Annotated in this window: 19 protein-coding genes; 12 read left to right on the top strand and 7 right to left on the bottom strand. The window is 72.8% G+C overall.

Annotated elements, in window-relative coordinates:
* Positions 1-237 precede the first annotated feature (237 nt).
* Positions 238-1326 (top strand): branched-chain amino acid aminotransferase, encoded by a 1089-nt coding sequence (locus MQE23_RS13635; RefSeq protein WP_020271482.1) that lies wholly within the window; start codon positions 238-240, stop codon positions 1324-1326.
* Positions 1327-1366: 40 nt separating this feature from the next.
* Here the strand turns inward: MQE23_RS13635 and MQE23_RS13630 are convergent, their stop codons facing one another.
* The gene (locus tag MQE23_RS13630; protein WP_243379278.1) at positions 1367-2818 is read right to left on the bottom strand and encodes a cytosine permease; all 1452 of its coding nucleotides are present in this window, start codon (positions 2816-2818) and stop codon (positions 1367-1369) included.
* Positions 2819-2933: 115 nt separating this feature from the next.
* Between MQE23_RS13630 and ureA the strand changes: the two genes are divergently transcribed.
* From ureA to MQE23_RS13595, 7 genes are all read left to right on the top strand, one after another.
* Entirely contained in the window at positions 2934-3638 is a 705-nt protein-coding gene (gene ureA / locus MQE23_RS13625; RefSeq protein ID WP_243379277.1) for an urease subunit gamma, read from the top strand.
* Positions 3635-5347 (top strand): urease subunit alpha, encoded by a 1713-nt coding sequence (locus MQE23_RS13620; protein ID WP_243379276.1) that lies wholly within the window; start codon positions 3635-3637, stop codon positions 5345-5347. Before ureA ends, MQE23_RS13620 begins: the two co-directional genes overlap by 4 nt.
* Before the next feature lie 8 nt (positions 5348-5355).
* The gene (locus tag MQE23_RS13615) at positions 5356-6393 is read left to right on the top strand and encodes an agmatine deiminase family protein (RefSeq protein WP_243379275.1); all 1038 of its coding nucleotides are present in this window, start codon (positions 5356-5358) and stop codon (positions 6391-6393) included.
* A gap of 15 nt (positions 6394-6408) precedes the next feature.
* The gene (locus MQE23_RS13610; protein WP_243379274.1) at positions 6409-7014 is read left to right on the top strand and encodes a TetR/AcrR family transcriptional regulator; all 606 of its coding nucleotides are present in this window, start codon (positions 6409-6411) and stop codon (positions 7012-7014) included.
* 127 nt (positions 7015-7141) lie between these two features.
* Positions 7142-8389, top strand: coding sequence for a hypothetical protein (locus tag MQE23_RS13605; RefSeq protein ID WP_243379273.1), 1248 nt, complete (start codon positions 7142-7144; stop codon positions 8387-8389).
* Between the two features lie 301 nt (positions 8390-8690).
* Positions 8691-10295 (top strand): citramalate synthase, encoded by a 1605-nt coding sequence (cimA, locus tag MQE23_RS13600; protein ID WP_020271474.1) that lies wholly within the window; start codon positions 8691-8693, stop codon positions 10293-10295.
* 94 nt (positions 10296-10389) lie between these two features.
* The gene (locus MQE23_RS13595) at positions 10390-11733 is read left to right on the top strand and encodes a hypothetical protein (RefSeq protein WP_037668110.1); all 1344 of its coding nucleotides are present in this window, start codon (positions 10390-10392) and stop codon (positions 11731-11733) included.
* 343 nt (positions 11734-12076) lie between these two features.
* On the opposite strand, the gene MQE23_RS13590 is transcribed toward MQE23_RS13595, so the two are convergent.
* Together MQE23_RS13590 and MQE23_RS13585 are read right to left on the bottom strand one after the other, a co-directional pair.
* Positions 12077-13249: a Cmx/CmrA family chloramphenicol efflux MFS transporter gene (locus tag MQE23_RS13590; protein ID WP_243379272.1), complete on the bottom strand. Its 1173-nt coding sequence runs from the start codon at positions 13247-13249 to the stop codon at positions 12077-12079.
* A 156-nt stretch (positions 13250-13405) separates the two neighbouring features.
* A complete protein-coding gene (locus MQE23_RS13585; RefSeq protein ID WP_243382618.1) occupies positions 13406-14353 on the bottom strand; it encodes a DMT family transporter in 948 nt (315 codons plus the stop codon).
* A gap of 73 nt (positions 14354-14426) precedes the next feature.
* On the opposite strand from MQE23_RS13585, the gene MQE23_RS13580 reads away from it, so the two are divergent.
* Positions 14427-15020, top strand: a complete 594-nt coding sequence (locus MQE23_RS13580) for a TetR/AcrR family transcriptional regulator (RefSeq protein ID WP_020271470.1) — start codon at positions 14427-14429, stop codon at positions 15018-15020.
* Between the two features lie 39 nt (positions 15021-15059).
* Positions 15060-15632, top strand: coding sequence for a YdeI/OmpD-associated family protein (locus MQE23_RS13575; protein ID WP_243379271.1), 573 nt, complete (start codon positions 15060-15062; stop codon positions 15630-15632).
* Between the two features lie 59 nt (positions 15633-15691).
* Here the strand turns inward: MQE23_RS13575 and MQE23_RS13570 are convergent, their stop codons facing one another.
* From MQE23_RS13570 to MQE23_RS13560, 3 genes are all read right to left on the bottom strand, one after another.
* Positions 15692-16477, bottom strand: a complete 786-nt coding sequence (locus tag MQE23_RS13570; RefSeq protein ID WP_020271468.1) for a serine protease — start codon at positions 16475-16477, stop codon at positions 15692-15694.
* A 135-nt stretch (positions 16478-16612) separates the two neighbouring features.
* Positions 16613-17212 (bottom strand): YceI family protein, encoded by a 600-nt coding sequence (locus tag MQE23_RS13565; protein WP_243379270.1) that lies wholly within the window; start codon positions 17210-17212, stop codon positions 16613-16615.
* A 236-nt stretch (positions 17213-17448) separates the two neighbouring features.
* The gene (locus MQE23_RS13560) at positions 17449-17688 is read right to left on the bottom strand and encodes a hypothetical protein (RefSeq protein ID WP_243379269.1); all 240 of its coding nucleotides are present in this window, start codon (positions 17686-17688) and stop codon (positions 17449-17451) included.
* Positions 17689-17926: 238 nt separating this feature from the next.
* On the opposite strand from MQE23_RS13560, the gene MQE23_RS13555 reads away from it, so the two are divergent.
* Positions 17927-18640: a glycosyltransferase gene (locus tag MQE23_RS13555; protein ID WP_243379268.1), complete on the top strand. Its 714-nt coding sequence runs from the start codon at positions 17927-17929 to the stop codon at positions 18638-18640.
* Between the two features lie 370 nt (positions 18641-19010).
* Here MQE23_RS13555 and hpnR read toward each other — a convergent pair whose 3' ends face one another.
* Positions 19011-20510: a hopanoid C-3 methylase HpnR gene (hpnR, locus tag MQE23_RS13550; protein WP_037668119.1), complete on the bottom strand. Its 1500-nt coding sequence runs from the start codon at positions 20508-20510 to the stop codon at positions 19011-19013.
* A 362-nt stretch (positions 20511-20872) separates the two neighbouring features.
* Between hpnR and MQE23_RS13545 the strand changes: the two genes are divergently transcribed.
* On the top strand, positions 20873-21724 hold the full coding sequence (locus MQE23_RS13545) for an SDR family NAD(P)-dependent oxidoreductase (protein ID WP_243379267.1): 852 nt from the start codon (positions 20873-20875) through the stop codon (positions 21722-21724).
* Positions 21725-21812 lie beyond the last annotated feature (88 nt).

Here is a 21812-nt window from a genome sequence, read left to right as displayed (position 1 = left end):
CGCTGCTTCACCCAAGCCGCCGGGTCGCATCCGCACCCGGCGGCTTCCGCATGTTCCCGCCGGGTGTCACCATCGACCACCGGGCCGCATTCACCCCGTTCCGTCCTCCGTCGCCCCCGGGCGATAATCGAACGCGAGGCCGCGGAACGAGGGAATGCTCGGACGTCCTAGCACTGGTCACCATCAGAGCTGTACCGAGCGCGGCCCGTCACTACAACCGGTGAAGGACTTCAACCCATGACGACGCCCACGATCGAGCTCAAGCCGTCCGCCAACCCGCTCTCCGCCGCAGACCGGGAGGCGATCCTGGCCAACCCCGGGTTCGGCCGCCACTTCACCGACCACATGGTGACGATCAGGTGGACGGAGGGCCGCGGCTGGCACGACGGCCAGCTCGTGCCGTACGCGCCGATCTCCCTCGACCCCGCCACCACGGTCCTGCACTACGCGCAGGAGATCTTCGAGGGGCTGAAGGCCTACCGCCGCCCCGACGGCTCGGTCGCCACGTTCCGTCCCGAGAAGAACGCCGAGCGCTTCCAGAGCTCCGCGCGCCGGCTGGCGATGCCCGAGCTGCCGGTCGAGACGTTCATCGAGGCGTGCGACGCGCTGGTGAAGCAGGACAAGGCGTGGGTGCCGGCGCACGGCGGCGAGGAGTCCCTCTACCTGCGCCCGTTCATGATCGCGACCGAGGTCGGGCTGGGTGTGAAGCCGGCCAACGAGTACCTGTTCCTGGTCATCGCCTCCCCGGCCGGTGCGTACTTCCCGGGCGGCGTCAAGCCGGTCTCCATCTGGGTCTCCGAGGACCGCGTCCGTGCCGTCCCCGGCGGTATGGGCGACGCGAAGACCGGCGGCAACTACGCGGCGTCCCTGCTGGCGCAGGCCGAGGCCGCGACCAAGGGCTGTGACCAGGTCTGCTACCTCGACGCGGTCGAGCACAAGTGGGTCGAGGAGCTCGGCGGCATGAACCTGTACTTCGTGTACGGCAACAAGATCGTCACGCCGTCCCTCACGGGTTCGATCCTGGAAGGTGTCACGCGCGACTCCCTGCTCGCCGTCGCCCGTGACCTCGGGTACGAGGCCGAGGAGGGCCGGGTCTCGGTCGACCAGTGGCAGCGGGACTCGGAGAACGGGTCGCTCACGGAGGTGTTCGCCTGCGGTACGGCCGCGGTGATCACGCCTGTCGGGACGGTGAAGCGGGCCGGGGCCGAGTGGAAGCAGAGCGGGGGAGAGCCGGGCGAGGTCACGCTCCGGCTCCGCCAGGCCCTGCTCGACATCCAGCGCGGTACGGCCGAGGACAAGCACGGCTGGATGCACCAGCTGGGCTGAGTGCCCGTGCCCACCGGGGGCTCCGCCCCCGGACTCCGGCCTATGCCCACCCGCCGCCCGAAGCGGTCGGACTGGAAGCGCTGGTCGCCTCATCGGCCCCGGGTCCCGTTGCCACGGAACCCGGGGCCGACAGCGCATACGCCACCCCGCCCACCAGCCCCGACAGCAGGAAGCTGCAGTCCACCCCGCCGGTCAGTGCCAGCAGTGGGCCCTCGTACGACGGCAGGGACACCGCCAGGACGCCGACCAGCGCGCCGGCCGCCCAGGACAGGGTCGCCGGGAGGTTCCAGCCGGCGCGGTACCAGTAGACGCCGCCCCGTGCGCGGCGGTTGAAGACCTGGAGGGCGTCCGCGTCGTACACCCCGCCGCAGCGGGCGAAGCCGATGAGGGTGATGACCGCCCAGGGTGTGCCGATGGCCGTCAGCAGCAGCACGAAGGACGTCATCGCGTTCTGCGCGGTCGAGTAGTAGTGCCCGGCGAAGACGCAGGCCGTGGCCACCACGGCGACCGTGTACGTGGCCCTGGCCCGGGAGGCGCGCGGCAGGATCGCGTCGAGGTCGAGGCCCATCGAGTAGAGCATCAGACCCGCGTTGCCGACCGAGCCGGCGGAGGCCGCGAGCAGCAGCGGGACGAGGTACCAGGCGGGGGCGGCGGAGACGAGCGGGCCCGCGTAGTCGAGGGCGGCTCCGGCCGCGTACGCCGTGAAGGTGCCGAAGAGCTGCGGCACCAGCAGGCCCAGCATCAGCCCCAGCCAGGTCGCGTGCAGCACCTTGCGTGCGGAGTGGCGGGCCGGGGAGATGTAGCGGGTGTAGTCGCCGAGGAGGGTGATGAAGGCGATCGGCCCTGACAGCCCGGCGGCCACGGCCGCGAGCAGCCAGGTCGGCCAGAACCCGCCCAGCAGATAGCCGCCGGTCTCCGGCAGCGCGGCGGTGGTGAAGCCGGGCGCGTAGGCGATCACGCCGAGCGCCAGCAGGGCCGTCATGCCGAAGGCGAGGATCCGGGACATGGCGAGCAGCACCCGGTAGCCGTACACCGCGCCCGCGACGGTGGCCGCGGCGAGCAGCCCGTAGACGATCCCGTACGACACCCCGTCCTGCGGCAGCCCGGCCAGCCGGCCCAGCACGCCCACCATCACGTCCCCGCCGATCCACACGGTCAGCGCGGTGTAGCCGAGGGCCAGCAGCAGGCCGACCACGGAGCCGACCAGCCGCCCGCGGACCCCGAACTGGGCGCCGGACGAGGTCGACAGGTTGGTGCCGGTGCGCAGCGAGACCAGGGCGAGGGGGGCCGTGAGCACCACTCCCACCACCGTGCCCGCCAGTACCGCGCTGACCGACGACCACCAGTCCAGGCCGAAGGACGGCGGCAGCCAGCCGAAGACGATCACGCCCAGGCAGAGGTTGGAGCCGAGCAGGATCGAGACGAGGTCGCGTGGCCCGCTGGTGCGTTCCTCCTCGGGGATGGTGTCGACTCCGCGCTGTTCGATCGGCATGCTTGTCTCCCTCGGTTAGAGCGACGTTCAATGTGATGGGCGTGAAGGCTCGACGTCAACCTTCCGGTGGAGGGAATTTCATGTTTAGAGTGATGCTCTAAATGGAGGGAGTGACATGCGGCTGACCCCGACCGAACGCGACCGGCTGCTGCTCTTCGGTGCCGCCGAGCTCGCCCGCGCCCGCAGGGCCAGGGGACTGAGGCTCAACGTCCCCGAGGCGACCGCGCTCATCGCCGACACGGTGTGCGAGGCCGCCCGGGACGGCCAGCGGCTCGCGGAGGCCGTCGAGGCCGCCCGGTCCGTCCTCGGGCCCGACGACGTGCTGCCCGGCGTCGCCGACGTCGTGACCGAGGTGCACGTCGAGGCGGTCTTCGACGACGGCTCGCGGCTCGCGGTCGTCAGCGATCCGATCGGCGCCGGCCTCGGCGACCGGGCCCCGGGCGCCCTGCTGCCGGGGCCCGAGCACGCCGAGCCCGAGGCGGTCGTACGGCTGACGGTCACCAACACCGCCACCGTGCCCGTCTCCGTCACCTCCCACTTCCACCTCTTCGAGGCCAACCCTCGGCTCGCCTTCGACCGCGGGCGGGCCTACGGCATGCGCCTGGCCGTGCCCGCCGGGTCCTCCGTGCGGTTCGGGCCGGGGGAGAGCGTCGAGGTGGGGCTGGTGCCGATCGGGGGCGAGCGGGTCGCGATCGGCTTCGCCGGACTCGTCGACGGGCCGCTGGACGCACCGGGCGCGAAGGAGGAGGCCCTGCGGCGGGCCGCCGCCTGCGGATACCTCGGCGTACCGGAAACACCTGATCAGGAGGTCGAGCGATGAGCCGCCCAGGAGGCCACCCCGCCGAGGCCCGCCGCCTCACCCCGTACGAGTACGCCGCCACCCACGGCCCCCGCGCCGGCGACCGCATCCGCCTCGGCGACTCCGGCCTGATCGTCCGCGTCGAGTCCGACGCCCAGCGGTACGGCGACGAGTTCCTCGCCGGGTTCGGCAAGACCGCCCGCGACGGGCTGCACCTCAAGGCCGCCGCCGTCCGGGAGACGTGTGACGTCGTCATCAGCAACGTCGTGGTGATCGACGCCGTGCAGGGCATCCGGAAGGTCTCCATCGGCATCCGCGAGGGGCGGATCTGCTCGATCGGGCGGGCCGGTAACCCCGACACTCTCGACGGCGTCGACGTCGTCGTCGGCACCGGGACGTCCATCGTGTCCGGCGAGGGGCTCATCGCCACCGCCGGAGCCGTCGACACCCACGTCCACCTGCTGTCGCCGCGCGTCATGGAGGCCTCGCTCGCCTCCGGCGTGACCACGGTCATCGGGCAGGAGTTCGGTCCCGTGTGGGGTGTCGGCGTCAACTCGCCCTGGGCGCTGCGGCACGCGTTCAACGCGTTCGACGCCTGGCCCGTCAACATCGGCTTCCTGGGGCGGGGTTCCTCCTCCCACCCGGCGCCCCTGGTCGAGGCGCTCGCCGAGGGCGGCGCCTGCGGCTTCAAGGTGCACGAGGACATGGGCGCGCACACCCGTGCTCTGGACACCGCGCTGCGCGTCGCCGAGGAGCACGACGTCCAAGTCGCCCTGCACAGCGACGGGTTGAACGAGTGTCTGTCCGTGGAGGACACCCTGCGGGTGCTGGAGGGCCGGACCATCCACGCCTTCCACATCGAGGGCTGCGGTGGCGGGCACGTCCCGAACGTCCTGAAGATGGCGGGCGTGCCGAACGTCATCGGCTCCTCCACCAACCCGACCCTGCCCTTCGGGCGGGACGCCGTCGCCGAGCACTACGGCATGATCGTCTCCGTCCACGACCTCAAGCCCGACCTGCCCGGCGACGCCGCCATGGCCCGCGACCGCATCCGCGCCGGAACCATGGGCGCCGAGGACGTCCTGCACGACCTGGGCGCGATCGGCATCACCTCCTCGGACGCGCAGGGCATGGGGCGCGCGGGCGAGACGGTCCGCCGTACCTTCGCCATGGCCGGGAAGATGAAGGCCGAGTCCGGCGCCCCGGATGCCGGTCACGACAACGAACGCGTCCTGCGGTACATCGCCAAGCTGACCGTCAACCCGGCCATCGCGCACGGACTCGCGCACGAGGTGGGGTCCCTGGAGGCCGGCAAGCTCGCCGACATCGTGCTGTGGCGGCCGGAGTACTTCGGGGCGAAGCCGCAGCTCGTGCTGAAGGCCGGCTTCCCGGCGTACGGCGTGACCGGCGACCCGAATGCGGCGACGGACACCTGCGAACCCCTCGTGCTGGGACCGCAGTTCGGCGCGCACGGGGCGACACCGGCCGACATCTCGGTGGCGTTCGTCGCGCAGGCAGCCCTGGACCAGGGGCGCGACACCATGCCCACCCGCCGCCGCAGAGTCGCCGTGCGCGGCACGCGCGGTATCGGCCCGGCCGACCTGCGCCTCAACTCCCGTACCGGGGCCGTCGACGTCGACCAGCGCACCGGCCTCGTCACCCTCGACGGCGAGCCGTTGCGCTCCGCACCGGCCGAGTCCGTCTCCCTCAACCGTCTCTACTTCCTCTGAGGTTCACGATGTCCGCAGCCGCCGACGGCTTCCGCATGCCCGCCGAATGGGCCCCGCACGAGCGCACCTGGATGGCCTGGCCCGGCCCGAACCCGACGTTCGACGACCCGGAGGACCTGGCCGCCGCCCGGACCGCCTGGGCGTCGGTGGCCCGCGCGGTCCGCCGGTTCGAGCCGGTGACGGTGGTGTGCGGCCCGGGGCAGTCGGACCAGGCGCGTGCGCTGCTCGGGAAGGGGATCGAGACCGTCGAGCGTGACCTCGACGACGCCTGGATGCGCGACATCGGCCCGACGTTCCTGACCGACGGGCGTGGCGGACTGGCCGCCGTCGGCTGGACCTTCAACGGCTGGGGCGCCCAGAGCTGGGCCCGCTGGGAGCACGACGCGAAGATCGCCGCGCACGTCGCGGACCTCGCGGGGGCACGGACGTACGCCTCGCGGCTCGTCAACGAGGGCGGGGCGATCCATGTGGACGGCGAGGGGACGGTCCTGCTGACCGAGACCGTTCAACTGGGTCCCGAGCGCAACCCCGGCTGGACGCGGGAGGAGGTCGAGGCCGAGATCCACGCCCTGCTCGGCACCCGCAAGGCGATCTGGCTGCCGCGCGGCCTGACCGGCGACTACCCCCCGCACGGCTTCGGCACCCTCGGCCACGTCGACATCGTCGCGGCCTTCGCCCGCCCCGGCGTGATCGTGGCCCATGCGCAGCCCGACCCGGCGCACCCCGACCACGAGGTGACGAAGGAGATCGCCGGCCTGCTGAGGTCGCAGACGGACGCGCGGGGCCGCCGCCTGGAGGTCGTCGAGGTGCCCGCCCCCACCGTCCTGGAGACCGACGGCCACTGGGCCGACTACTCCTACATCAACCACTACCTCTGCAACGGCGGCGTGGTCCTGTGCGGCTTCGACGACCCGCGCGACGAACTCGCGGCCGGCATCTTCCGCCGTCTCTTCCCGGAGCGGACCGTGACACTGGTGGACGCCCGTACGATCTTTGCCGGCGGTGGAGGCATCCACTGCATCACCCAGCAACAGCCGAGGATCTGACACCCGGGAGAGCAGATGGCCGGTGGGCGCAGGCAGGCCCCGCCCCGCGAGGACGTGCTCGCCGCCGCCATGGAGATGATCGCCGAGCGCGGCCTGGAGAAGCTCACCATGGCGGCGCTCGGCCGCGAGGTCGGCATGAGCAGCGGCCACCTGCTCTACTACTTCGGCTCCAAGGACGAACTGCTGCTGCGCACCCTGGAGTGGAGCGAGGGCCGGCTGGGCGCCGAGCGCGGACGGCTGCTGGCCCGTGCCGCCACCGCCCGCGAACGCCTCGACGCCTACGTCGACCTGTACGTCCCCGACGGCCACCGGGACCCGCACTGGATCCTGTGGCTGGAGGTCTGGAACCGCTCGCAGAGCGCTGCCGTCGACTCGGACGCCCGCGACCGGCAGGCCGCCATCGAGGGCGTCTGGCACCGCGACCTGGTCGCCCTGCTCGCCGAGGGCATCTCGCGGGGCGAGTTCCGCAGCGTCGACCCGGACCGGTTCGCCACCCGCCTGCGCGCGCTGCTGGACGGCTTCGCCATCCATGTGGCGATCGGCCTGCGCGGCACCGACCGGGCCCAAGTCCTCCGGCACGTGCACGAGTTCCTCGTCGAAAGCCTCCTCGCGGACGCCTGAACGCCTGCCCGGGTTGTACTCAAAACGACGGATTGACCCTGTGGCTCGCGGTGCTGTTGGCTCTGGGGGAGCCCTCGGCGCGGGGCCGGGGGAGAAGCGTCAACGGGGAACACAGGGGGAACAGCACATGACCAGCACCACAAGGGTCACGTCCGGCGCGCTCGGCGTGGCTCTGGCCGTCACACTCGGCGGCCTCGCCGCGCTGCCCGCGACCGCCGCTCCGGAGGCGCCGCGGACCGAGAAGGCGAGCGTCGCCCCGGACGGCGCCGAGGGCAACGGCGACTCTGGCGGGCCGAGCCTGAGCGCCGACGGCCGCCGTCTGGCCTTCGTCTCCAGCGCCGACAACCTCGTCGCCGGTGACACCGACGGCGCCGCCGACGCCTTCGTGCGCGACCTGCGGACCGGCACGACCCGGCTGGCCAGTACCGGTGCGGACGTCGGCCCGGTCGACGACGTCGCCCTCAGCGGCAACGGCCGCTACCTGGCGTTCGGCGCCACCGGCACCGGCGACGGGCGCAGCCACATCTGGGTCAAGGACCTGAAGTCCGGCGCGCTCCAGCGCATCGAGGACACCGTCGACACGGGCTACGACTCCGGCCGGCGGCCCGCCCTCAGCGCCGACGGCCGCTACGTCGCCTTCATCGCCCAGCGCTCGGACCTCACGCCGTCCGACGACGGCTGGGGACGCGTCTACCGGGTCGACCGGACCACCGGCGAGGCCGTCCGCGTCAGCCAGGTGCCCGCCGCAGGCGACCGGAAGACCGCCGCCACCAACCCGTCCATCAGCGCCGACGGCAAGCGCGTCGGCTACCAGTTCTTCATCCCGCACCCGGCCCCGGGCGACTGGAGCGACGCCTACGTCCGTGACGTGCCGAGCGGCGAGCTGTTCCACGCAGACCGGGCGCCGGACGGGGCGAAGTCCGACGGACAGACCGAGTTCCCGCAGGTCAGCGCCGACGGACGGTACGCCCTGTTCAACTCGCTCGACTCGCGGCTCACCCCGGGCGACACCAACAAGGGACACAACGTCTTCGTCCGCGACCTCAAGACGGGCGAGCTGCGCCGCATCGACGCCGCCGACCCGGCCGCGTTCACCGCGAATCCGCAGCTCAGCGCCGACAACCGGTTTCTGGCCTACGTCTCGGCCGACCCGGGCGACACGCACCACACCACCCGCGCGTACGTCCGCGACCTGCGCACCGGGCGCACGGTCCTCGCCAGCCCGGACGCCCAGGGCGGGCCGAACGACCAGGGCGTGTCCGCCCCGGTGATCGACCGGCACGGCCGCCGGGTCGCCTTCAGCAGCTCCGCGCCCGACCTCGTCCCGGGCGACATGTACGACACCTCGCACGTCTACGTCCGTCACCTGAAGTGACCGACCGCATCCTGAGACAACCGTGATCCCGGCACGGGGGTTGTGCCAGACTGCCCCCGTGCTCTCGTTCGCCATGATTATTGGCAGCAGGCGCGCCGGTCCGCAGTGACCGCCACGTACGACCAGGTACGGGCGGACACCGTCGTCCTCGACCCGCGCGCAGACCTCTCGCACCCGCGAGGGGTTTTTCGCATTTCTGGCCCACCCGCAGTCAGGAGCGAGAGCGCGAGGGAGTATGTGGGGGCGGTGGAGCCGGTCATTCCGGTACGACCGAGATCCAATCCTCAGGAGCCTTGACACCATGACCGCTACCAGCGAGCTCGACGATTCCTTCCACGTCTTCGACACCACCCTCCGCGACGGCGCCCAGCGGGAGGGCATCAACCTCACCGTCGCGGACAAGCTGGCCATCGCTCGGCACCTGGACGACTTCGGCGTGGGCTTCATCGAGGGCGGCTGGCCGGGCGCGAACCCCCGGGACACCGAGTTCTTCGCCCGCGCCCGCCAGGAGATCGACTTCCGGCACGCCCAGCTGGTCGCGTTCGGCTCCACCCGCCGCGCCGGTGCCACCGCCGCCGAGGACCCGCAGGTCAGGGCGCTCCTGGAGTCCGGCGCGCAGGTCATCACGCTGGTCGCCAAGTCGCACGACCGTCATGTCGAACTCGCCCTGCGCACCACGCTCGACGAGAACCTGGCGATGGTCCGCGACACGGTGTCCTTCCTGAAGGAACAGGGCCGCCGGGTCTTCGTCGACTGCGAACACTTCTTCGACGGCTACCGCGCGAACCCCGAGTACGCGAAGTCGGTCGTCCGTACGGCCTCGGAGGCCGGCGCGGACGTGGTGGTCCTCTGCGACACCAACGGCGGCATGCTCCCGGCGCAGATCCAGGCGGTCGTCGGCACGGTCCTGGCCGACACGGGCGCCCGCCTCGGCATCCACGCCCAGGACGACACCGGCTGCGCGGTGGCGAACACCCTGGCCGCCGTCGACGCGGGCGCGACGCACGTCCAGTGCACGGCCAACGGCTACGGCGAACGCGTCGGCAACGCCAACCTCTTCCCGGTCGTGGCGGCCCTGGAGCTCAAGTACGGCAAGCAGGTCCTGCCCGAGGGCCGGCTGCGCGAGATGACGCGCATCTCGCACGCGATCGCCGAGGTCGTCAACCTCACGCCCTCCACGCACCAGCCCTACGTAGGCCTCTCGGCCTTCGCGCACAAGGCCGGCCTGCACGCCTCGGCCATCAAGGTCGACCCGGACCTGTACCAGCACATCGACCCCGAGCAGGTCGGCAACACCATGCGGATGCTGGTCTCCGACATGGCCGGCCGCGCCTCCATCGAGCTCAAGGGCAAGGAACTCGGCGTCGACCTCGGCGGCGACCGCGAACTGGTCGGCCGGGTGGTCGAGCGAGTGAAGGAACGCGAACTCAGGGGCTACACGTACGAAGCGGCCGACGCGAGCTTCGAGATCCTCCTGCGCACCGAGGTCCAGGGCAAGCCGCTGCGCTACTTCGAGGTCGAGTCCTGGCGCGCCATCGTCGAGGACCGGCCCGACGGCTCCCACGCCAACGAGGCCACGGTCAAGCTCTGGGCCAAGGGCGAGCGCATCGTCGCCACGGCCGAGGGCAACGGCCCGGTCAACGCGCTGGACCGGGCCCTGCGCGTGGGTCTGGAGAAGATCTACCCGCAGCTCGCCAAGCTGGAGCTGGTGGACTACAAGGTCCGCATCCTGGAGGGCAAGCACGGCACCAACTCGACGACCCGCGTGCTGATCTCCACGTCCGACGGCACGGGCGAGTGGGCGACGGTGGGCGTGGCCGACAACGTCATCGCCGCGAGCTGGCAGGCCCTGGAGGACGCGTACACGTACGGGCTGCTGCGAGCGGGAGTGAGCCCGGCCGAGTAGGCGGGTGGCGACGGCGCCTTGCGCGCCGTCGCCTCAGCCGATCCATTGCGTCCGTCTGTGTCGATTCTGTGCCGATTCGGGTAGCTTCGAACATATGAAGGCCGCAACGGTGCGTACCCTCGTACGTTTGCTGATCGTGCCGGTCGTCGCCGTACTGGCGGCGCTCATGGTCGGTGCGCCCGGGGCGCACGCGGCCACCGACCTCTCGAAGGTCGCCGCGGAACTGCGCGAGAGCCCGGTCTACGTCGATCCCGCCGCTCGCGGGCAGCTGGCCGCGTCGGACGCCGAGGCGCTCGCCGACAAGATCAAGGACGCGGACAAGCCCGTCTTCGTGGCGGTCCTGCCTGCCGACGTCCCCACACAGGACCTCTTCCGCAACCTCCGCACCGAGACCGGCATCACCGGTCTGTACGGCATCCGCCTCGGAGACCGGTTCGACGCCCGTGCGGACAGCTCGGTGATGAGCAGCCAGGCGGTGGCCAACCTGGTCACGGCCGTCAGGGGCGCGGGCGATGCCAAGGCCCAGCTGAACGACTTCGTCGACGACGCCCTGCGTAACGTGGGCGGCTCGGCGCCCAGCAGCTGGAGCGACGGCTCGGGTACCGACGTGCCGGTCGGCGGCCTGGTCACGTTCGGCGCGCTGGTCGCGGCCGGTGGCGCGGGCGCCTACGCGCTGGTCCGCCGCAACCGCCGCCGCCACGAGGAGGAGCAGCGGGCCGCGCTGGAGAAGCTGCGCGTGGTGGTCGACGAGGACATCACCGCCTTCGGCGAGGAACTCGACCGCCTCGACTTCCACCCCGGCGAACCCGGTGCCGACGACGCGATGCGCGCCGACTACGAGCGTGCCCTCGACTCCTACGAACAGGCGAAGTCCCTGATGGCGGCCGCGACGAAACCGGAGGACGTCCGGCCCGTCACCCAGGCCGTGGAGGACGGGCGTTTCTCGCTGGCGCGCCTCGCGGCCCGCCGCGAGGGCGCCCCGCTGCCGGAGCGCCGCCCGCCCTGCTTCTTCGACCCGCGCCACGGCCCCTCGGTCGCCGACGCGAGCTGGACGCCACCGGGCGGTGCCACGCGCGACGTCCCCGTCTGCGCGGCCGACCGGACGCGGCTCGCCGAGGGCCGGGACCCGGTGATCCGCGAGGTCGACACCGAACTCGGCCGCCGCCCGTACTGGGAGGCCGGCCCGGCGTACGGCCCCTGGGCCGGCGGCTACTTCGGCGGCGGCCTCCTGCCCGGCCTCCTCATCGGCACCATGCTCGGCAGCATGATGGCCGCCCCCGCCTACGCGTCCGACTACGGCTCCGGCTACGGCGACTTCAGCGGCGGCGACGTCTCCGGCGCGGACTTCGACACGGGCGACTTCGGCGGCGGCTTCGGTGACGGAGGCTTCGGCGGAGGCGACTTCGGCGGGGGAGGCGACTTCGGAGGCGGATTCTGACGCGACCGGCGGGCCGACCTCGCGCCGTTACCGGGCCAGGCCGGGTGCCTGAGCCGGGGGCAGTGTTCGGCTGCTTCCCGGCCCAGGCTCCGCTCCCGCTGCTGCCGGGCCCGACCCGGCCGCCGGCAGGCCCGACTTTGGCCGGCGTCCTCAGCCCCGGCACTCCGGCCGCCCGGGTTTCAGCGCACCGGCCGTTTCCGGGCCCAGGCCCCGCGCGCTGCTGCCAGGTCTCGACCTGGCCGCCGCCAGCCTCGACCTTGGTCGCCGTCCTCAGCCCCCGGCACCCCCGGCCGAGGCTCAGCGCCCGGCCGTTTGGGCCCAGGCCCGGCGCCTGCGCCGGAGGTCAGCGCTCGGCCGCTTCCCGCCCCAGCACCCGCTCCCCCTGCCGCCACACAACCGCGGCCGTCACGCCCGCCAGTGCGATCAGGCCCGCGCTGACCCACACCGGCGACCGGTACCCGAACCCCGCGCCGATCGCCACGCCACCGGCCCAAGGGCCCAGCGCGGCACCCACGTTGAACGCGGCCGTGGCGAAACCACCGGCCAGCGTGGGGGCGCCCGGTGCCGCGTACAGGACCTGGGAGATCAGCGTGGAGCCGACGCAGAAGGACAGCGCCCCCTGGGTGAAGACGAGCGCGAGGGCCAGGACCGGGTGCCCGGCCCCGAGCGCCAGGAGGCACCAGCCCAGGCCCACCGCGGCGCCCCCGCCGGCCAGCACCGGGACGGGGTGCCGGTCGGCGAACCGGCCCGCTGCGGTCACCCCGGCGAACGACCCGGCCCCGAACAGCGCGAGCACCCCGGGGACCCAGGCGCTGCCCAGCCCCGTCACCTCGGTGACCAGCGGCGCGAGATAGGTGAAGGTGCAGAATGTCGCACCGTTGACGAGGGCCCCCAGCGCCAGCGTGACGACAAGCCGGGGGCTGCGCAGCGACCGCAGCTCACCGCCCAGCGCGGGCGGCGCACCCCCCGCCGAACCGCCCGGCACCGACCTGGCCACCGCCACCAGCGCGGGCAGCGACACCAGCGCCACGGCCCAGAACGCCGCACGCCAGCCCCACAGCCCACCCAGCACGGCCCCGGCGGGCACACCGGCCACGCACGCCAGCGTCACCCCGCCCAGCAGCATGGACGTGGCTCGCCCCTTGGCGTCCGCCGGGACCATGTCCACGGCGGCCACGAGGGCGACGGCGAGGAACCCGGCGTTGGCGAGCGCCCCCACGACCCGCGTGGCGAGCAGCACCTCGAAACTGCCGGTGAGGGCACCGACGACATGGACGGCCAGAAACACCACGAGGAACGCCAGCAGCGCACCCCGCCGCGGCCAGCGCCGCGCGAGCCCCGCCACCAGCGGCGCCCCCACGACCATCCCCACTGCGAAGGCGGAGGTCAGCGCCCCCGCCGCGGGAACGGACACCCCCAGATCCCGCGCGATGTCCGGCACCAGACCGGACAGCATGAACTCGGACGTGCCCTGCGCGAACACGGCAAGGCCCAGCAAGAGAAGAGCGAACGGCATGAAGAAACTCCGCAACCCGAAGTCGACGTCGGACACGACAGGTCGGACGGCTTCCGGCAGCGGAGCGAGCGGGCTCAGCGGCCCGGCATCACGAACAGCCACCGGAGAGCCGGTGGCCGCACTCTGGACGCCTCGGGGCTGGACATGGGGGCGACGTTAAGCGGACCCGGCGGCACGGGTCCACCGGTTTTCCTCCGGCTCGCCCCGCGCGGCGGTCACAGCCGTGTCCTTCCGGTTCTTCCGGCCGCCACCCCGGTGGACGACGACCACGGCCGCGAGGCAGACGGCCAGGCCGAGAGCGGTCTGCCCGCCGAACGGTTCACCGAACATCAGCGCACCCCAGACGGCCGTGACCGGGGCCATGAGGAACATCAGCGTGTTCACCTTCGTCACCCCGGAGCGCTTCAGGATGAGCCAGTACAGCCCGTACCCGCCGAACGTGGACAGCCCCACGAGCCAGGCGACGGCCACCCAGAACCCGCCCTCGGCGGGCGGCGCGGCGGCCCCGGTGCTCAGGGCCAGCGCGGAGAAGAGGACGGCGCTGGTGGCGCAGTGGACGGTCAGCGACACCGAGGGGGCGACCCGCGAGCGGGACCGGCTCTCCAGGAAGGTGGCCGCGACCAGGGATAGCATGCCGAGCAGCGGGACGGCGTACGCCCACCAGGCGACGCCGGTCCCGGCAGCGGCGTCGGCCAGGGTGACCGCGGATACGCCGCTCAGCCCCAGAACGAGGCCGATCCACTGCCGGCCCGAGACGTACTGCCCCAGCAGCGGTCCCGCGAGGGCCCCGGCGACGAGGGGCTGGACACCGTCGATCAGGGCCGTCGTGCCGCTGGAGACGCCGAGCTGGATGGCGTAGTAGACGCTGAGCAGATAGCCGCTCTGCGACAGCACGCCGATGACGGCCTGCCGGGTCACGTCCCGGGCGGTGAGCCCCCGCCAGGCCGTGCGCGTGAGGGCGGCGACCGCGACGAGGACGACGGCCAGCGGCAGGAACCGCCACATCAGGACCGTGATCGCGGACGCGTTGCCCGCTCCGAGCTTGGCCCCGATGAACCCGGAGCTCCAGCAGAGGACGAAGGCGACGGAGAGCAGGATGTTCACGAACATCACAACCAGTAGACAGATCGGTATACCCGTTCCCCGCTCACTATACAGATCGGTATACTCGGGTGCCATGGGTACCACCGCCTCCACCGCCGAGAATCCGCGCCGGATCACGATGACGCCCGCCGCCCGTCGCGTAGTGGAAGCGGCCGCCCGGCTGTTCTACGAGCGCGGCATCCACGCCGTCGGAGTCGATCTCATCGCCGCCGAGGCCGGGGTGACGAAGAAGACCCTCTACGACCGGTTCGGCTCCAAGGAGCAGGTCGTCGTGGAGTACCTCGCGGACCGCGACGAGCGCTGGCGGGCCTTCCTCGCCGAACGCCTCGACGCGGCCCCGCCCGAGCCCGGGGAGCAAGTCCTGGCGGTCTTCGACGCCTCGCGGGAATGGGCGGCGGAGCTCAGCCCCAAGGGGTGCAGCATGGTCAACGCCCACGCGGAGATCAGCGACCCCGCCCACCCGGCCCATCCGGTCATCACCGGACAGAAGCAGTGGATGCTCGCCCTCTTCACCCGCCTCGCCTCGGACATCGCCCCGGAGCGGGCCGACGCCCTGGCCCGGGCGCTGATGCTGCTGCACGAGGGGGCGCTCGTCGCGCACGGCCTGGGCATCTTCCCGGACGCCATCGCCCAGGCCCGCGAACAGGCCCGCGCGCTCCTGGCGTAGCGGACAGGATCCGTCCTACTCCGTCCCTACGGTGGTGTCATGACCGCCTCCGGAGACGCCCTCTCCTTCGCAGCCGCCGCCGACCTCGACTCCTGGCTGGCGGCACACCCCGCCCCGCATCCCGGCCTCTGGGTCAAGGTCGCCAAGAAGGGCTCGGGCATCCCCTCCGTCAGCGCCGCCGACGTCAACGACGTGGCGCTGTGCCACGGCTGGATCACCGGGCAGCGCAAGGGACTCGACGAGTCGTACTACCTTCAGCGGATCACCCCGCGGCGCCCCGGCAGCCTCTGGTCCATGGTCAACGTCCGCCGGGTCGAGGAGCTGACCGCCGCCGGACGGATGCGGCCCGGCGGCCTCGCGGAGGTGGCGGCCGCACGGGCGGACGGACGGTGGGAGGCGGCGTACGCGTCCCAGCAGGAGGCCGAGGTCCCGGAGGACCTGGCGGCGGCCCTGGAGCGGAGCCCGCGGGCCGCGGCGGCCTTCGAGGCGCTCGGGCGGACGGACCGGTACCTGGCGATGCTCGGCGTGCTCCGCGCCCGGACGCCGCGGAGCCGGGCGGCACAGGTGGCGGCGGCGGTCGCGAAGCTGGAGGCCGCCCGGAAGGCCCGGTGAGACACGGGCAGGGCCCGGCACCGTACGGCACCGGGCCCGCAGGCTGTCGTGGGGGCGGGTCAGAGGGTCGACGCCGCCGAGGCGATGGCGGAGGCGAACGTCGAGACCTCCGTGTAGACGCCGGGGGCCTCGGGCCGGGCGCAGCCCTCACCCCAGCTGACGATGCCGACCTGGATCCAGGCGCCGGCGTTGTCCTTGCGGAACATGGGGCCGCCGGAGTCGCCCTGGCAGGTGTCGACACCGCCCGCGTCGAAGCCGGCGCAGATCTCCTCGTTCGCGACGAGGCCGCTGTAGAGACCGCCGTAGGCCTTGCAGGCGGCGTCGCCGACGAACGGCACGGTCGCCTTCAGCAGGTAGCGCTGCTGGGAGCCGCCCTCACGGTTCGCGCCCCAGCCGGCGACGGTGAAGTCACCGGTGTTGTACTGCGCGGTGGTGGCGATCTTCAGGGTCGGCAGGTTGATGGGCTGGGCGAGCTTGATCAGCGCCCAGTCCTTGCCGGTGCCGTTGTAGCCGGGGGCGCGGAGCACCTTGGTGGAGCGGACCTGGACCCGGCCGCTGGTGGACTGGAGGTCGACGACCCCAGCGGTGGCGGTGATGCCGGTGTTGTTGCCGGAGGCTCCCACGCAGTGCGCGGCCGTGAGCACGATCTGCTGGGTGTACAGCGCGCCGCCACAGCCCATGGAGAGCCGGACCATGAACGGGAACTCGCCCTGCGCGGCGCGCGTCCCGCCGACGACGGGCGACGGGGCGGCCTGCGCGGCGGTGACGGGCTGAAGGCTGGCGACCGCGAGGGCGGCGGCCCCGAGGACCGCGCATCTCTTGAGGGCCGTGAGGAGTCTCTTCAACGTGATGCCTTTCGTGGGGGGTTGACTGGGGAGGTGCAACCGAGGCATCAGATTGACGAGCGCATGACAAAAACGGAAGACAGGAACCGGCCAGAACCGGCCCGGTGGTATGTCACCGGGCCGGCCGCACCGGGCTCACGCGTTCCGGATCGCCGAGATGTCGAAGTTGAGCTTGATCTTGTCGGAGACCAGGACACCGCCGGTCTCCAGGGCGGCGTTCCAGGTCAGGCCCCACTCGGAGCGCAGGATCTCCGCCTTGCCCTCGAAGCCGACGCGCTCGTTGCCGAAGGGGTCCTTCGCGGCGCCGTTGAACTCGAGGTCGATGGCGAGGGGGCGGGTCGTGCCGAGGATCGTCAGGTCGCCGGTGATGCGGTAGTCGTCGCCGCCGAGGGCCTCCGCCTTCGTGGAGCGGAACGTCATGGCCGGGAACTCGTCCGCCTTGAAGAAGTCCGAGCTCTTGAGGTGGCCGTCGCGGTCGGCGTTGCCCGTCTCGATGCTGTCCATCACGACGTCCAGGGAGGCCGTGGACCGGGAGGGGTCGGTGCCGTCGAGGTGGAGGGTGCCCGTGAAGTCCTGGAAGCTGCCCTTGACGTTGGTGACCATGGCGTGCCGGGCGACGAAGCCGATCGTCGAGTGCGCGGGGTCGATCGTGTAGTCGCCGGTCACGGCGGCCAGCTCCGGGCGGACGGCGTCGGTCGTGGCGGTCTCGGTGTCCTTGCGGCTGAAGATACTCACGGGGATACGCCTCCTGCGTTGAATGTTGAACGTTGAACTAGGTAACGCGACCCACCGTAGACCTATTCCCGTTCAACGTTCAACATCATGGGCCGGCGTGTTCACGATCGGGCCCGCGGCGCGAGCGGTACCCGGTGATCATGACCTCGGTCGCGGTCCTGGTCGAGCTGCTGCGGAGCCGCACGTCCGGCGGCCATGTGAAGTGCTGGGAGCGTTTCGCGGAGAGCGCCGCCCGCCTACCGGAACACCTGCCCGACGGCGTCCAGTCCGGTCTCGACCTGACCGGCTACTTCCTCGGCGAGCGCGAACGGGTCGACGTCCTGTCGCCGCGCGTGCGCATCGTCACGCTCCGCCCGGTGCTCGGCACGGCCGCCCTGACCTCGGCCGACGGCGCCGAGGACGTCACCGATCTCGCTCCGTACCACCCCCGGCTCGCGGCCCTGCTCCCGCGCCACGACGTCTGGCACCTCACCCACGGCTTCGCCTACGCCACCACTGCCGTCCGCCTCGCCCGCAGAGCCGGACCGGCACCCCGGCTGCTCGCCTCCGTGCACACCGACGTCCCGCTGCCGGCCTCGGTCTACGCCCGCTACCTGGCCGGCCGGTGGCTGCCCGGCGACCACCCGGCGCCCAGGCGAGTTCCTCGCGGACCTGGCAGAGAGCCGGCTGCGCCGGCGGCGGGACCGGCTCCTCGACGGCTGCGAACGCGTGCTGGTGCCGACCCCCGCCGAGCGGGCCGAACTCGCCCGCGTCCTGGGGCCGCACCGGGTCTCCCTGCTACGCCGCGGCATCGACCATCAGCGCTTCCGCCCCGACCCCGGCGCTCGCCCGCTCGGCCGCGAGTACGGTGTCCCGGCCGACCGTCCGCCGGTGCTGTTCGCCGGACGGCTGGACGCGACCAAGGGTGTGCCCCTGCTGACCGAGAGCGTGCGGCTGCTGCGCGAGCGCGGCCGGGCCGTGCACCTCGTCCTGGCCGGCGCCGGCGCGGAGTCCGGGCCCGTCCGGCGCGCCCTCGGCGCCGACGTCAGCCTCCTCGGCCCGCTCCCGCTGGACCGGCCGGCCCGGGTGTACGCAGGCTGTGACGTCTTCGCGTTCCCCTCTCGCACCGAGACCTGCGGCAACGTCGTCGCCGAGGCGATGGCGAGCGGCCTGGCGGTCGTGCTGCCCGAGGGCGCGCGCACCGCACAGTGGCTGACCGCACCGGGCCGCGACGGCATCGTCGTACGGCACGACGACCCGGGGGAGTGGGCGGACGCCCTCGGCGCGCTCGTCGACCGCCCCCGCCTGCTCTCGGCGGTACGCCACCACGCAATCACCACGGCCCGCGACACCCACCCCACCTGGGACCGTGTCCTGACGGAGGACCTCCTCCCCGCCTGGCTGCCACACGTACGGTCTCGGCAGAGGGAGAACACGCGGGCGGCGTGAGGATCCGGCAGCCCGGCGGAGTGGGGTGCCGCTGCGCCCACCCCGCGTCAGCGCGAAACCCCAGCCGCATCCGGTGCAGTCGCGCCGACAGCGGTACGGCGAAGACCAGTTCGGCGACGATCAGCGGCTGCACCAGACTGAGGGGCCCGTACGCCAGCGCCGGCGACTGGAAGCCGTAGGCGAGCACGGCCAGTGCGATGCCGCCCAGCCACACCCGGTCACGCGCCAGATGGGCCAGCAAGCGCGGTGACAGCGCCTCCGCGTCCGGGCGCCCGCCCGCGGCCCACTGCTGGAGCACTCCGGCCACGGCGAAGCAGACACCGGCGGCGAGGGAGGCCAGCACCGCGGTCGGGATGCCGGGCGTGTGGTGCTAGTCGGTCGTCCGCCGGGACGGCGCGCCCTGCGTCGCGCCCCGGGTGTGGACGTAGAGCGCACGCCGGTCGCCGACGTCGAGGTGCCGCGGCAGGGGCAGTTCGTAGCGCACCGGCCGGCCGTGGTCGGCGAACTGCCGGCGCGGGTTGTAGACCTGGTTGAACTTCCACAGCATGCGGGCGAAGTTCGTCTGGCCGTGCAGCAGGTTCTGGGCCAGCACCCGGGCGGCGCCCACGGCGGTGCGCAGGCCCAGGTGCTTGCGGTTGATGACGGCCTGGGTGCGCACCAGTTCCTCGTAGAAGCGCTCCAGGGGGAGCGTGGTGGGCACGACCGCGTGCTGGATGTCGAAAAGGCGGTAGTCGCGGGTGGTCAGGCGCCGCGACTCGGTGTGCCAGATCTCCGTACCCGGATACGGCGTCATCACCGTGAAGTGGACGATCTCCGGCACCGCCAGCGCGAACTCCCGGACCACCCGGAAGCGCTCCTCGTCCCAGGACGGATCCACGATCAGGTTGACGGCGACCTTGATGCCGAGGCGCCGGGCAGTCTCCAGAGCGCGGAGGTTCTCGTCGGGGCTGACCCGCTTGCGGTACAGGTCCAGGCCCTCCGCGTCGATGGCCTCCATCCCCAGGAACATGTAATTCAGCCCCAGCCGGGCCCACCGCTCGAAGACCTCGGGGTGGCGCAGCAGGACGTCGCTGCGGGTCTCCAGGTAGTAGCGCTTGCGGATGCCGCGCCGCTCCACCTCCGCCGCGATGGCGTCCCCGTGCTCGGGCCGGATGAAGGCCACGTCGTCGACGATGAAGACGTTCGGCTCCCGGATGTTCGCCAGGTCGTCGGCCGCCGCCTCGGGCGAGGCCTTGCGGTAGCTGCGGCCGTAGAACGTCCACGCCGAGCAGAACGAGCAGTCCCACGGACAGCCGCGCGTGAACTCGATGGAGGCGCACGGGTCGAGCTCGCCGATGAAGTACCGCCGGCGGGCGCGCGTCAGGTCCCGCGCGGGCAGCGGCGTGTCGATGCCGTGCAGCATCAACGGCGCGGGACCCCGGCCGGCGGCCGTGACGATGCCGGGCACGTCCGCCACGCCCCCGTCGCGGACCGCCTCCAGCAGCGGCGCGATCGCGGGCTCGCCCTCGCCGCGCACCACCGCGTCCACCGCACCCTCGGCCTGCTCCAGCACGTCTTCGGCGACGAAGGAGACGCTGTGCCCGCCGAGGAACACGAAGCAGTCCGGCACCGCCCGCTTCACCTCGGCGGCCAGTTCGATCGCCTCCGGGATGTTCGCGAGGTAGTTCAGCGAGATGCCGAGCGCCTCCGGCCGGAAGGACCGCACCTCACCGCGCAGCGTCCCGCGGCTCAGCACCTGAAGGTCCACCAGCCGCACCTCGTGACCGGCCTCGCGGGCCGCGCCCGCCACCCGTTCGAGGCCCAGGGGCTCGAGCCGCAGGAAGATCTCGGAGTACATCAGGGCGCTGGGATGGACGAGCAGCACACGCATGGTCACCTCGCCACGGGGAGCCGTACCGGACACTGGTGCTCCCTACGTAACCCGGCGCGGCCGGTCGGTGTGCCGTCCATACGGCCGCCTGGCGGCACGGGGCGGCACGCAGGGGTGGTCCTGTGGCATCCCGTACGCGGGCGCCCGGCCCGCGGACCGCCCACGGCACGGCGCACGCCGGACCGGGTGAGCCCGGCCCGCCGGAACGGCCTCAGCACTGGCGCGGGACCCCGCGGTGGCGGTGTCCTGGAAGGCAAGGTTCCGTGTCAAGGGACCGGCAAGGAGACAGACGGCGTTCCGTTCCCGGGAAGCCGACCGACAGCCGAGACCACGGCGGACGTACAGCGCAGGGAGACCGACCGATGACACTCACCGGCTCCGGCTCGGCCTACGACCCACCAGCGGGCGTCACCCCACGCCCTCCCGCGGCCCCCTCCCCGGCGCGCGAACACGGGCCGCCGCGACGGCTGGACCGGCGCGTGGCCCTCGTCACCGGGGCCTCCTCGGGCATCGGGGCGGCCACGGCACGGCGCTTCGCCACGGACGGCTGGCAGTTGCTCCTCAGCGGCCGCGACCGGCGCCGCCTGGAGCAGACGGCGTCCGGCACCTCGGCCATCGTGCTGCCCGCCGACCTCGCCGCGCCGGACGGCCCGCGCCTGCTGGCCCGGTCCGCGCTGTACACGACCGGCCGGGTCGACGTCCTGGTCGCCGGGGCGGGCATCGGCTGGGCGGGCCCGTTCGCCGCCATGCCGCACACCGACATCGACCGCGTGCTGGCCCTCGACCTCAACGCCACACTCCACCTCGTGCGCGAGGTGCTGCCCTCCATGATCGCGGCCGGGCGGGGCCGGGTGGTCCTGCTCGGCTCGATCGCGGGCTGTGCGGGCGTACCGGACGAAGCGGTGTACTCCGCCGCCAAGGCCGCTCTGGCCGCCTTCTCCGAGGCGCTGCGCCGGGAACTGCGCGGCACGGGCGTGGGCGTGACCCTCGTGGTGGCCGGTGCCGTCGACACGCCCTTCCACGCTCGCCGCGGCGGGCTGCACGACCGCCCCCGACCCCGGCGGATCACGCCCGGCTGCGTCGCCGGCGCCGTCTGGGAGGCGGTACGCGAGAACCGCGACCAGGTCTACGTCCCCGCCTGGCTCGCCCTCCCGGACCGCCTCCGTGCCCTGGCCCCGAGGGTGTCCAGGCACCTGCTGAGCCGCTTCGGCTGACCCGGCCTCACACCCGCGGCGCCGCTGCGCCGTTCGGGTCACTCCGGCCGGATCCTCCGTTCAGGTGACCGCCTCCCCGTGGTAGGGC

The organism is Streptomyces sp. HP-A2021, assembly GCF_022807935.1.
Taxonomy (GTDB): Bacteria; Actinomycetota; Actinomycetes; order Streptomycetales; family Streptomycetaceae; genus Streptomyces; species Streptomyces afghaniensis.
Note: the sequence above shows the minus strand (reverse complement) of the source record. Positions and strands in the feature narration are given on the sequence as shown.

Coding starts and splice junctions, on each gene's coding strand:
- MQE23_RS13635 (WP_020271482.1), top strand. CDS start 238: ATGACGACGCCCACGATCGAGCTCAAGCCGTCCGCCAACCCGCTCTCC.
- MQE23_RS13630 (WP_243379278.1), bottom strand. CDS start 2,818: ATGCCGATCGAACAGCGCGGAGTCGACACCATCCCCGAGGAGGAACGC.
- ureA (WP_243379277.1), top strand. CDS start 2,934: ATGCGGCTGACCCCGACCGAACGCGACCGGCTGCTGCTCTTCGGTGCC.
- MQE23_RS13620 (WP_243379276.1), top strand. CDS start 3,635: ATGAGCCGCCCAGGAGGCCACCCCGCCGAGGCCCGCCGCCTCACCCCG.
- MQE23_RS13615 (WP_243379275.1), top strand. CDS start 5,356: ATGTCCGCAGCCGCCGACGGCTTCCGCATGCCCGCCGAATGGGCCCCG.
- MQE23_RS13610 (WP_243379274.1), top strand. CDS start 6,409: ATGGCCGGTGGGCGCAGGCAGGCCCCGCCCCGCGAGGACGTGCTCGCC.
- MQE23_RS13605 (WP_243379273.1), top strand. CDS start 7,142: ATGACCAGCACCACAAGGGTCACGTCCGGCGCGCTCGGCGTGGCTCTG.
- cimA (WP_020271474.1), top strand. CDS start 8,691: ATGACCGCTACCAGCGAGCTCGACGATTCCTTCCACGTCTTCGACACC.
- MQE23_RS13595 (WP_037668110.1), top strand. CDS start 10,390: ATGAAGGCCGCAACGGTGCGTACCCTCGTACGTTTGCTGATCGTGCCG.
- MQE23_RS13590 (WP_243379272.1), bottom strand. CDS start 13,249: ATGCCGTTCGCTCTTCTCTTGCTGGGCCTTGCCGTGTTCGCGCAGGGC.
- MQE23_RS13580 (WP_020271470.1), top strand. CDS start 14,427: ATGGGTACCACCGCCTCCACCGCCGAGAATCCGCGCCGGATCACGATG.
- MQE23_RS13575 (WP_243379271.1), top strand. CDS start 15,060: ATGACCGCCTCCGGAGACGCCCTCTCCTTCGCAGCCGCCGCCGACCTC.
- hpnR (WP_037668119.1), bottom strand. CDS start 20,510: ATGCGTGTGCTGCTCGTCCATCCCAGCGCCCTGATGTACTCCGAGATC.
- MQE23_RS13545 (WP_243379267.1), top strand. CDS start 20,873: ATGACACTCACCGGCTCCGGCTCGGCCTACGACCCACCAGCGGGCGTC.